General features: G+C 48.8%; 17 protein-coding genes and 1 pseudogene. 8 read left to right on the top strand and 10 right to left on the bottom strand.

Annotation, left to right across the window (positions count from 1 at the left end):
- Positions 1 to 20: 20 nt before the first annotated feature.
- From C4F37_RS26180 to C4F37_RS26135, 9 genes are all read right to left on the bottom strand, one after another.
- Positions 21 to 320, bottom strand: coding sequence for a hypothetical protein (locus C4F37_RS26180; protein ID WP_000403780.1), 300 nt, complete (start codon positions 318 to 320; stop codon positions 21 to 23).
- Positions 298 to 759, bottom strand: a complete 462-nt coding sequence (locus C4F37_RS26175; RefSeq protein ID WP_001209475.1) for an ead/Ea22-like family protein — start codon at positions 757 to 759, stop codon at positions 298 to 300. The genes C4F37_RS26180 and C4F37_RS26175 overlap by 23 nt, the downstream gene beginning before the upstream one ends.
- Entirely contained in the window at positions 756 to 1,052 is a 297-nt protein-coding gene (locus C4F37_RS26170) for a DUF4406 domain-containing protein (RefSeq protein WP_001266130.1), read from the bottom strand. The genes C4F37_RS26175 and C4F37_RS26170 overlap by 4 nt, the downstream gene beginning before the upstream one ends.
- Positions 1,049 to 1,441: a DUF977 family protein gene (locus C4F37_RS26165; RefSeq protein WP_001141099.1), complete on the bottom strand. Its 393-nt coding sequence runs from the start codon at positions 1,439 to 1,441 to the stop codon at positions 1,049 to 1,051. The genes C4F37_RS26170 and C4F37_RS26165 overlap by 4 nt, the downstream gene beginning before the upstream one ends.
- Positions 1,442 to 1,456: 15 nt before the next feature.
- Positions 1,457 to 2,227, bottom strand: a complete 771-nt coding sequence (locus C4F37_RS26160) for a DUF1627 domain-containing protein (RefSeq protein WP_000450708.1) — start codon at positions 2,225 to 2,227, stop codon at positions 1,457 to 1,459.
- Between the two features lie 33 nt (positions 2,228 to 2,260).
- Positions 2,261 to 2,722 carry a replication protein P gene (locus C4F37_RS26155; protein WP_000139457.1) on the bottom strand — a complete coding sequence of 154 codons (462 nt, stop codon included), beginning with the start codon at positions 2,720 to 2,722 and terminating at the stop codon, positions 2,261 to 2,263.
- Positions 2,715 to 3,755 (bottom strand): DnaT-like ssDNA-binding domain-containing protein, encoded by a 1,041-nt coding sequence (locus C4F37_RS27465; protein WP_001262415.1) that lies wholly within the window; start codon positions 3,753 to 3,755, stop codon positions 2,715 to 2,717. The genes C4F37_RS26155 and C4F37_RS27465 overlap by 8 nt, the downstream gene beginning before the upstream one ends.
- Before the next feature lie 71 nt (positions 3,756 to 3,826).
- A complete protein-coding gene (locus tag C4F37_RS26140) occupies positions 3,827 to 4,252 on the bottom strand; it encodes a toxin YdaT family protein (protein ID WP_000702041.1) in 426 nt (141 codons plus the stop codon).
- On the bottom strand, positions 4,236 to 4,511 hold the full coding sequence (locus tag C4F37_RS26135) for a YdaS family helix-turn-helix protein (protein ID WP_001053425.1): 276 nt from the start codon (positions 4,509 to 4,511) through the stop codon (positions 4,236 to 4,238). The genes C4F37_RS26140 and C4F37_RS26135 overlap by 17 nt, the downstream gene beginning before the upstream one ends.
- Positions 4,512 to 4,618: 107 nt before the next feature.
- On the opposite strand from C4F37_RS26135, the gene C4F37_RS26130 reads away from it, so the two are divergent.
- From C4F37_RS26130 to C4F37_RS26110, 5 genes and pseudogenes are all read left to right on the top strand, one after another.
- The gene (locus tag C4F37_RS26130) at positions 4,619 to 5,080 is read left to right on the top strand and encodes a helix-turn-helix domain-containing protein (RefSeq protein WP_000753626.1); all 462 of its coding nucleotides are present in this window, start codon (positions 4,619 to 4,621) and stop codon (positions 5,078 to 5,080) included.
- A 253-nt stretch (positions 5,081 to 5,333) separates the two neighbouring features.
- Positions 5,334 to 5,489 carry a DUF1391 family protein gene (locus C4F37_RS26125; RefSeq protein WP_000379612.1) on the top strand — a complete coding sequence of 52 codons (156 nt, stop codon included), beginning with the start codon at positions 5,334 to 5,336 and terminating at the stop codon, positions 5,487 to 5,489.
- 1 nt (position 5,490) lies between these two features.
- Positions 5,491 to 5,619, top strand: a complete 129-nt coding sequence (gene ydfB / locus C4F37_RS28190) for a protein YdfB (RefSeq protein WP_000344924.1) — start codon at positions 5,491 to 5,493, stop codon at positions 5,617 to 5,619.
- A gap of 29 nt (positions 5,620 to 5,648) precedes the next feature.
- Positions 5,649 to 5,868 (top strand): annotated as a pseudogene (gene ydfC, locus C4F37_RS26115) (protein YdfC).
- 22 nt (positions 5,869 to 5,890) lie between these two features.
- Positions 5,891 to 6,211 (top strand): hypothetical protein, encoded by a 321-nt coding sequence (locus C4F37_RS26110; RefSeq protein WP_016238838.1) that lies wholly within the window; start codon positions 5,891 to 5,893, stop codon positions 6,209 to 6,211.
- Here the strand turns inward: C4F37_RS26110 and C4F37_RS27630 are convergent.
- On the bottom strand, positions 6,189 to 6,464 hold the full coding sequence (locus C4F37_RS27630; RefSeq protein WP_000102678.1) for a hypothetical protein: 276 nt from the start codon (positions 6,462 to 6,464) through the stop codon (positions 6,189 to 6,191). The genes C4F37_RS26110 and C4F37_RS27630 overlap by 23 nt on opposite strands.
- Positions 6,465 to 7,026: 562 nt before the next feature.
- On the opposite strand from C4F37_RS27630, the gene dicB reads away from it, so the two are divergent.
- The 3 genes from dicB to C4F37_RS26085 form a co-directional block, all read left to right on the top strand.
- Positions 7,027 to 7,215, top strand: coding sequence for a cell division inhibition protein DicB (gene dicB, locus C4F37_RS26100; protein WP_000449191.1), 189 nt, complete (start codon positions 7,027 to 7,029; stop codon positions 7,213 to 7,215).
- Positions 7,212 to 7,403: a DUF1482 family protein gene (locus C4F37_RS26095; RefSeq protein ID WP_001090200.1), complete on the top strand. Its 192-nt coding sequence runs from the start codon at positions 7,212 to 7,214 to the stop codon at positions 7,401 to 7,403. Before dicB ends, C4F37_RS26095 begins: the two co-directional genes overlap by 4 nt.
- A 92-nt stretch (positions 7,404 to 7,495) precedes the next feature.
- Positions 7,496 to 9,239 (top strand): exonuclease (locus C4F37_RS26085; protein WP_106106740.1); only part of this gene is annotated, 1,744 nt, incomplete at its 3' end.

Genomic DNA, 9,239 nt, shown 5'->3' with positions numbered 1-9,239 from the left:
GCTTTCGCGTTACGCTCAATCTAAATTAACTTTTCTATATTTTTCCGCCTTTCCTGTTCCTCCTGGCGCAATAGCCTTACATCATCTGCCAGTCTGGTTTCTCTTTTCGCCACAGAGAGCATCCAGTCAAACGGCTCCACAACTGCACCGCAGATTTTACAGCGGACCTGACGCTCTTTTTCGTCAACCCGAACAGAGGCGTGATGACAATATGGTCTTTCCGATGGCTCATAAAGAAAATTAACCTGATTACGAGGGTCATCCTCTTTTACCGGAAATAAAACGATATTGCTTAACTCATCCTCTGGTTTTATTTCCATGCTCCTCTCCTTTGATGCGAATGCCAGCGACGCGTAATGCGTGTTCTAAGTCAATCAGGTAAAGCCAACTGCCATTTTCTTTAGGTATCATGACATGTCGCTCATCTGCATTTATCGGGTGTCCATATCGAAGGTCGTAGCGAGTCGGTAATTGAACTTCCCGCGCTTCCAGTTCAGCAATACGCTTGCTCCCATCAGAGATAACGCCTTCGTAATACTCACGCTGCTCGTTGAGTTGTGATTTTGCTTCTTCCAGTCCATCCAGCAAATCAGCGATAATATCCGCTTCCCGATGACGGATGTGACGCTTAAACGCAGCAAGAGCCGCATCACAATCCCGTTCAGCATTTGGGCTGTCCGGGATAGCCTGATACCACGCCAGCGTCGACTGATAGTTTTGTGCTGCCTCACGAAGCGCCTCATAGTTAACCTCTCTCATTGAGCCACCTCCTGATAAATCACTGCATGCCCCAGTTTCTCCGCCAGTGCCAGCTCTGCCTTAGCGCCCGCTGACCGCTGCCAGCCATTCAGCATGTAAATCGCATCCACACAACGAATCATTGCCATGCAAATATCCATGTAGTGCGGCTGTGTCAGCCCGTCCGGAAGTACTGCCGGGTTTAAGACGGTATGCCCTTCCCGTTTCAGTTCCTCTTCCGCCTTGTGAAACGCCTCACGGTTGAAATTTTCATATCCCGTCATTGGACCGGCAATATAAACTCTGACCCTCACTCCATCACCTCCTGAAAGTTTCCCCGATAGAACGCCAGCACACGCTGCATAACTTCGCTCTGGCGGCACTCACGACAAATTATGTTCTGCCGTCTGTTGTAACGACGTATTTCTCCGTCAGGTAACTTTCGAATCAGTGTCGGGTCAGCAGCCTTCTCCGGTGTCTTACGCCATACGCGATACGCCTGCTCTGATGGAAATACCCCGCAACCAGAGAGCCAGACATCACCACTGGCCGCAAGCGCACCAGATAAACGACGAATAGCGGTCTTACTGACACCCGTTTTATCTGCCAGTTGTCGAAAAGTTTCTCGTCCGCTCAGGCGCACGAATTCCACAATGCGCGCCTTCACTTCTTCCCGCTCTTCTGGTGTAAATACTTTTGCCATAAGCGCCTCCGGCAATCACTTTTCCGATACAACACGGCGGGAAGAATCAGTAATCTGTCGAACAATATCCCGGTGCTTGTTCACCTCCCGCAGCGCGGCGCAGACTCGCTCCCACTTCTGAACATCACTTTTCGCCCTGCGCAGCGCCAGGTTTGCCCTGCGAAGGGACGGAAAAATCAGCTCATCTGCTTGCGTTTCGGTAAACGATGGCAACGGCTGCACAATGTCCGCCACAGTTTCTGTTTTAATTTCTTCCTGTGTTGCGGCTTCCCGGACTGGTAACGCAGCACCTGCTGGCTGAGGAAAGGCCTTACCATCACTTTCCGTTACCAGCGCGGCTTTCGGCTCTGCTGGTAAATTATCGCCCGGCATGCAGTAACGAAATTTACCGTTCTGATTAACGCGTGCCAGCCGCCCCGTTGCGGTTACCACCGCCAGCGTGGAGGCAACCTTGCGAGTACTGACGCCGAACTTACCCGCCAGTTCCTCACACGTTTTAGCACCATCCTGACCGATAAACTCAATCATCATGTCTGCGGTAACTTTTTGTTCGACCTCCCCGGTCAGCATATCCTGTGCTTCAGATTTTACTGGCCGCTCTTCGGTTACCCGGGATTCACCTTCGCCAGCCAGAAACCAGGTGTGACCAGTTTTATCAACGACGCCATTTCTTTTGAGTTCCCACAGCTCGTTGAGAACCTCTTCACGACTGATATCAAGTCGCGCGGCCAGTTCTACCGATGTGGCTTTTCCCATTGCTTTCAGTGCGTCAAATACGGTTTCCATTAAAATTTCCTCCGACAAAATCGTTTCTCAGATTCAAATAAAACCAGCTGCCTTCCGGCGTTCGTATTCCTGTTTCAGCCGTTCAATTGGCGTTGGCCCTTGCGGGTGTTTCGCCCCTTCCAGTTGTCGTCGCACTGGCGGAACACTCATCCCGTTACCAACATGCTTTGCCCATTTCGTCAGTTGCCGTTCCGCAAGTCGTTTTAACTCACCCTGCGTCATCTGGCGCTCAATCCCTCTGGTACGCATTTCGAGGCAGATGTGGTACAGCACAGGCTGAGGCCACGGATATTTGTCGCTTCCGTCATATCGCCAGGACTCATCACGCCAGCGGCGGTACTCCTCCATCACAGCATCCACCGTCAGGCCAAATGGATTGGCCCCGCTTTCTGAAATCAGCGCCACAAACTCAGCCAGGTCCGGAGGCCATGTTTCACCCGCCCGGCAGCGGTCCATGCACTGGCGGCAGACCTGTCGGATTTGCTGCTCAGTCATCGCGCCAATCTGTGCAATCCAGAGCTTCGAAGGTGCGGCCCCGTTCTTCTGGGTCCAGCGGTTCGAATAAACCTCCCCCATGAGTTCCCACAGCTTCCAGACCGTTTCCGTCGCTGATAAATCCGTTTTCACGTTCCCACTGCTCACGTGCTGCCCGAATTTCCTGAACTGCCCGTGATGCGGTGCCACCTGGTGCTGCTGCATGGTTTACCCCCTTGCTGACTGGCTTAACCTGCGCCCTGACGTGATTTACGTGACGGGCGAATTTCTGCTCCCACTGAACCTGCGTGAAAACTTTCCCCTCCGCTGCCCAGTAGTCCCGGAAAGCGGCAAGTTCAGCAGGTGTAAATTCCGGCTCCGGCAAAGCCATCCCCCACAACGCAGCCCGTCGTCGAAAATCCGGCGACGGATGCCAGTCATCGACCATCGGAAATTTCCCGATGGGTTCGCTCAGTCCATCCAGGGATGCAGGTTCTGCTGCCTGCAACGGCGTACCACTCGACTCACTGGTCGGAGCACTCTCGCGCACGTGCGCGTTATGTGTGGGGTTTAATTCTTTATCTGTATCTTTATCTGTCGTGACTCGTCGTGACATGTCGTGACATATGCGTGACTCGTCGTGACACCCCTCATTCTGTTTTCGTAATTTTTCCCTCTCGCGCTGCGCTCTCTTGCGCTCTGCCGGGGATTTCGCGGTTTGTGAAACGTTGCCATTGTCCTCTTTCAGTACCTGGCGTTTTTCCCATCCGGTGATTAAATCTCCATCAAGTACCCGCCCCTGCATTGCCTGTAAAATTGAATCAATTACTTCTTCCGTCACATCAAGCGCACTTGCTAAATCTTCCGTCGTGACATCAATGTGACCACGTAGTGACACGCCGTGACATGTCGTGACATTTCGTGACGCGCTCACCAGAAGGTGGATATACACTGCCATCACTGTTGCAATTGGCTGCCCTGACACCCTGGCAATTGTTCGCCACTTAGGGTCATTTGGCATGTCATGCCATAATCTGAGCCAGGCGTTAGCCATACTCACCTCTTCTGATACCGAATCTTTTTACTCACAAATTGCCGGAAGTGATCCGGTATGAATATTGCGAGTCAATGCACAGCCACAATATTTCCTGCAGGGCCACCACGATTCATCTGGTTGAAACCAGCGATCGCCACTGCGACAAAATCATCAGCGTCTCTCACCAGTCGTTCCCGCGTCTCCACCAGCTCCCGAAAATAAGCTGAACTGTGGCTGCGCATTCGGGCCACCAGCAGAGGCGGCATTGCTTTTTCGATCGCTGGTAACAACGCCTGAATTTTTTTAACCGCATCAGGAGTGTCTTTCTCCACCCAGCGGAAAATTTTCTGGGTATTGCGAGCCAGGGCTTCCGGATGGCTGTCGTCATATAATTCCGGGAACGTCATACCAAGCTCAAAATAAGCCCGGGTTATTTCAGCTGCCGGAACTTTTTCACCGTCCGGATGCGCCCAGGCATTCATCGCCATGCGGATGTGCTCATGCCTGATTTTCATGAATCAACTCCGATGCATTTGGTGTGTTAGCCTTGAATCCAACAGGTAAGCCGTCGGTTGGATTCGGGTAAATATCAGGCCGGAGTTCATGAGGTGTAACCTCGAAATTCGTTACTTCAGCAACACGTAATGCTTTTTCAGGGCTGAATCTTTCATAGCCCCCCAGCACTCGACTTACATGCACCTGAGATAAACCCGTTAGCTTCCCAAACTGTAGCTGGGTGATATGTTTCTCTTTTAAATAGTCTCTTAAGTTCATAGCCAACCTTCTACGTTATGCCTCGAGCAAATATTAGCCCCGCTAATTTTAAAGATCAATAGCCAGACTATCTTTGATAATATTGGTAAAACAAATAAACTCTATGTATGAAAAAAACACGCGAAGTGATTGCAACTCCAGAAGCGAGCAAGAATTTAAAAGCCGCATGGAATGCAAGAAAAAAAGAGCTGAAGCTGACTCAAGAGCTGGCGGCTGAGTTGTTGGGATTCGAATCTCAAGGCACCGTTAGCCAGTATCTGAACGGCAAGATACCGGTAAATACCGACGCTGCGCTAAAATTTGCGGCTCTGTTAAAGGTAAAACCAGAGGACATTCGAGAAGACCTTAAAGACTTAATGAATTATGTAAGATCATCAGATACTTATGATGATAACTTTTCAGGCAAAGGATGGAGGCTGGTCAATGAAGAACAGGCAGAGTTACTTAACCTCTTCGAGATTCTACCTGCGTCAGAAAAAGCCAAACTCCTTAACCAGCTACGTGGACTAAACAAGCTCTACGAGGAAGCCTTCGAGAACATGCTGGCACTAAAGAAACGTAACCAGTAGCCACCGCTCACTACCCCATCCACAACAAAAAAACCGACGTCTTAGTCGGTTTTTTTGTGCCATAACTTCTGCAAATCAGCTGTATAACTAATATTTTTCCCTTGAAAAAACATTTACATAGTTACCAAATCAAAAATATCATACGCCATACTGTTGACTTAAAATATCCGCGTTACTAATATTTCTATCAAGAACAGCACGGCGCTGTAGGTTTTAGTTCCGCCACCCGGCGTTAAGGGGAAATGAGGTCAGCATGGATACTATCGAGCTTGGCAACAACGAATCTCTGGTGTACGGCGTGTTTCCCAACCAGGACGGCACATTCACCGCGATGACGTATACCAAAAGCAAAACGTTTAAAACCGAAAATGGTGCCCGTCGCTGGCTGGAAAGAAACTCAGGTGAGTGATATGGATTTCGACACAATCATGGAAAAGGCTTACGAAGAATACTTCGATGGTCTTGCCGAAGGCGAAGAAGCTCTCAGCTTCAGTGAATTTAAACAGGCGCTTTCCAGTTCGGGAAAATCTAACGGCTGATAAGCGAAACAGCACCGCGAGGAATCAGTATGCAGAAACGAGAACCCGTCATCATCGCGCCAGACTATACCGATGATGAACTTTATGAGTGGATGCGCCAGAAAATTAATGCAGTGCAGGATCTGAAATGGGCCAATGAAGCCAGGACTAAGCAGGCTGAAAATCTGTCCGCTCTGGAGCAGGATATCACCAGGCTGGAAAAAAGCAGCGGCATTAAGCATTGCCAGAATGGTTACATACCCACGTTAATAGCTAACCAACGAGGCTAATAATGGAATTTAAAGATTTACCAATGCCATTCCAGGAAATGGCAGCGAATATAGTTCGTTCCCAACTGGCGACTCTTGACCTGAGTACCGTAGAAAAAGAAACCATCGATACTATATCCGGTAACGTGCGTCGTGCCTTTATCGGTCTGTACGAAGAGAAGCTGCTCTCTGATAACCAGGATTTACATGAAAAATACTTCCTGGATCTAATGGACATCATTGATAAGGGGTTTGGCTTGTTAATGAAAACGAAAGGGATTCGAATAGAACCCCTTGAAAATTACTTTGCAACAAAAAGCATTAATTCTTTTGATTCAAAATAAGAGAATTAATTACAGACTTAACATGCTCTTTCTCATGATTGAAGCTCTCATGATTGAAAGTGCCGGGTTGAAGCGAGTCGATATAATCAACAAGACTCTGTCGTACGACTTCATTTTTATCCATAACAGATGCAAGAAATGAAATTGCTAAAAGAGTTATATCACTACGCGCCGCAGCATGCTGCAATGCTTTATCAAAATTATTAATCTGGCGTATCAGGGAGTTAATGATTTCATCATTTTCAGTCGACATTTCACCCTCCTGAGGGTTGGTGATTAAGGAGTTCTCCACGGGTGAGGTGGAGTGCGTGCGCCGGACACGGGTGAGCATCCGGCACTGACAGTTTACTGAAAGGATATTTCCCTGAAAAGTCAGACCATAACGCGAAAGCGCTCGGCGAGGTAGCTGGTTCATAGATAGCCTGTCGTTAAATTTTCGTCGACCGTGCGCTTCCGGTTGTGGCAATCCGCGAAATGGCGCGGCGGTAAGTATGGCGGGGTTATTCCTTCCCCCGTTGAGGACACCGGGTTGTCAGGTTGACCATACGCTTAAGTGACAACCCCGCTGCAACGCCCTCTGTTATCAATTTTCTGGTGACGTTTGGCGGTATCAGTTTTACTCCGTGACTGCTCTGCCGCCCTTTTTAAAGTGAATTTTGTGATGTGGTGAATGCGGCTGAGCGCACGCGGAACAGTTAAAACCAAAAACAGTGTTATGGGTGGATTCTCTGTATCCGGCGTTAATTGTTAACTGGTTAACGTCACCTGGAGGCACCAGGCACCGCATCACAAAATTCATTGTTGAGGACGCGATAATGGAAACGTTATTACCAAACGTTAATACGTCTGAAGGTTGTTTTGAAATTGGTGTCACTATCAGTAACCCTGTATTTACTGAAGATGCCATTAACAAGAGAAAACACGAACGGGAGTTATTAAATAAAATATGCATTCTTTCAATGCTGGCCCGTTTACGTCCGATACAAAAAGGATGTGCACAATGAATACAGCATTTGCACTTGTTCTGACAGTTTTTCTTGTTTCCGGAGAGCCAGTTGATATTGCAGTCAGTGTTCACAGGACAATGCAGGAGTGTGTGACTGCAGCAACCGAACAGAAAATTCCCGGTAACTGTTACCCGGTCGATAAAGTTATTCACCAGGATAATAACGAAATCCCGGCAGGTCTTTAAAACAGTTCCGTAATAAATATCCGGTTTCATTCTTATATGCCAGCAATGGCAGGGATTTGTTCACCCTTAAATCTGTAATGAGGTAAAACAAAATGAGTAAAGTCTTTATTTGCGCCGCCATTCCGGACGAACAGGCAATAAAGGAAGAAGGTGCAGTCGCTGTAGCCACTGCCATTGAAGCCGGTGATGAACGTCGCGCCCGCGCAAAATTTCACTGGCAATTCCTGGAACATTATCCGGCTGCTCAGGACTGCGCTTATAAATTTATTGTCTGTGAGGATAAACCCGGCATACCCCGCCCTGCCCTCGATTCCTGGGATGCTGAATATATGCAGGAAAACCGCTGGGATGAGGAGTCTGCTTCCTTTGTCCCGGTTGAGACTGAATCAGATCCGATGAACGTCACTTTTGACAAGTTGGCCCCTGAAGTACAGAACGCTGTCATGGTTAAGTTCGACACATGTGAAAACATCACCGTTGATATGGTTATTAGCGCACAGGAATTGTTGCAGGAAGACATGGCAACATTCGACGGACATATCGTTGAAGCGTTGATGAAAATGCCAGAAGTTAACGCCATGTATCCGGAGCTTAAGCTGCATGCCATCGGGTGGGTTAAGCATAAATGTAAGCCTGGTGCCAAATGGCCCGAAATTCAGGCAGAGATGCGCATCTGGAAAAAACGTCGCGAAGGTGAACGCAAGGAAACCGGAAAATACACGTCTGTTGTTGATCTCGCCCGCGCCAGAACCAATCAACAGCACAGTGAAAATTCAACAGGAAAAATCAGCCCGGTCATTGCTGCCATTCATCGCGAATACAAGCAGACATGGAAAACACTGGATGACGAACTGGCCTACGCTCTCTGGCCTGGTGATGTGGATGCCGGAAACATTGACGGCAGCATCCATCGCTGGGCAAAAAATGAAGTTATCGACAACGACCGCGAAGACTGGAAGCGTATCTCGGCATCAATGCGCAAACAGCCTGATGCCCTTCGCTACGACCGCCAGACTATTTTTGGCCTTGTCCGTGAACGTCCGATCGACATTCACAAAGACCCTGTGGCACTGAACAAATACATTACTGAATACCTGACTACAAAGGGCGTGTTTGAAGATGAAGGAAGAAATCAGAGCGCAACTGATACTCTCTCGTCGCCAGTACCAGAAACTGATGCAGTGGAAACGGCAATGCCGGACAACGAAAAAACCGAATGCGAAGTGGAAGACGAACCATCTGTAGAGCGTGAGGGACCGTTCTACTTCCTTTTCACCGATAAGGACGGCGAAAAATACGGTCGCGCAAACAAACTTTCTGGTCTGGAAAAAGCACTGGCCCTGGGAGCTACGGAAATCACAAAAGAGGAATACTTCGCACGTAAAAACGGCACGTACTCTGGTTCACAACAAAATACTGGTGCATCTGACACGATCGCACAACCAGAGCCGGTAAAAGTTACCGCTGACGAAGTAAACAAAATTATGCAGGCAGCCAATATCAGCCAGCCTGACGCCAATAAGTTGCTTGCTGTATCACGTGGTGAATTTGTTGCAGGGATTAGCGACCCGAATGATCCGAAATGGGTGAAGGGGATTGAAACCCGCGATTCAGTGAATCAGAACCAGCAAGAAACGGAACAGAACGGCCAGAAAGCGGAACAAAACAGCCCAAATGCGTTACAAAACGAGCCAGAAACGAAACAGCCTGAACCAGTGGCGCAACAGGAAGTGGAAAAAGTCTGCACCGCCTGCGGTCAGACCGGCGGCGGCAACTGCCCTGATTGTGGCGCGGTGATGGGCGACGCAACATACCAGGAAACATTCGATGAAGAGT

It is taken from the genome of Escherichia sp. R1 (assembly GCF_003000935.1).
Classification (GTDB): Bacteria; Pseudomonadota; Gammaproteobacteria; order Enterobacterales; family Enterobacteriaceae; genus Escherichia; species Escherichia coli.
The sequence above is the reverse complement of the archived record's forward strand: the minus strand, read 5'-3'. Positions and strand labels throughout refer to the sequence as shown.

Bases quoted from the DNA above. Each gene is read 5' to 3' on its own strand.
- dicB (WP_000449191.1), top strand. From the start codon at position 7,027: ATGGAAACGTTATTACCAAACGTTAATACGTCTGAAGGTTGTTTTGAA.
- C4F37_RS26175 (WP_001209475.1), bottom strand. From the start codon at position 759: ATGAGAGAGGTTAACTATGAGGCGCTTCGTGAGGCAGCACAAAACTAT.
- ydfB (WP_000344924.1), top strand. From the start codon at position 5,491: ATGGATTTCGACACAATCATGGAAAAGGCTTACGAAGAATACTTCGAT.
- C4F37_RS26180 (WP_000403780.1), bottom strand. From the start codon at position 320: ATGGAAATAAAACCAGAGGATGAGTTAAGCAATATCGTTTTATTTCCG.
- C4F37_RS26135 (WP_001053425.1), bottom strand. From the start codon at position 4,511: ATGAACTTAAGAGACTATTTAAAAGAGAAACATATCACCCAGCTACAG.
- C4F37_RS26155 (WP_000139457.1), bottom strand. From the start codon at position 2,722: ATGACTGAGCAGCAAATCCGACAGGTCTGCCGCCAGTGCATGGACCGC.
- C4F37_RS26110 (WP_016238838.1), top strand. From the start codon at position 5,891: ATGGAATTTAAAGATTTACCAATGCCATTCCAGGAAATGGCAGCGAAT.
- C4F37_RS26095 (WP_001090200.1), top strand. From the start codon at position 7,212: ATGAATACAGCATTTGCACTTGTTCTGACAGTTTTTCTTGTTTCCGGA.
- C4F37_RS26165 (WP_001141099.1), bottom strand. From the start codon at position 1,441: ATGGCAAAAGTATTTACACCAGAAGAGCGGGAAGAAGTGAAGGCGCGC.
- C4F37_RS26160 (WP_000450708.1), bottom strand. From the start codon at position 2,227: ATGGAAACCGTATTTGACGCACTGAAAGCAATGGGAAAAGCCACATCG.
- C4F37_RS26140 (WP_000702041.1), bottom strand. From the start codon at position 4,252: ATGAAAATCAGGCATGAGCACATCCGCATGGCGATGAATGCCTGGGCG.
- C4F37_RS27630 (WP_000102678.1), bottom strand. From the start codon at position 6,464: ATGTCGACTGAAAATGATGAAATCATTAACTCCCTGATACGCCAGATT.
- C4F37_RS26130 (WP_000753626.1), top strand. From the start codon at position 4,619: ATGAAAAAAACACGCGAAGTGATTGCAACTCCAGAAGCGAGCAAGAAT.
- C4F37_RS26125 (WP_000379612.1), top strand. From the start codon at position 5,334: ATGGATACTATCGAGCTTGGCAACAACGAATCTCTGGTGTACGGCGTG.
- C4F37_RS27465 (WP_001262415.1), bottom strand. From the start codon at position 3,755: ATGGCTAACGCCTGGCTCAGATTATGGCATGACATGCCAAATGACCCT.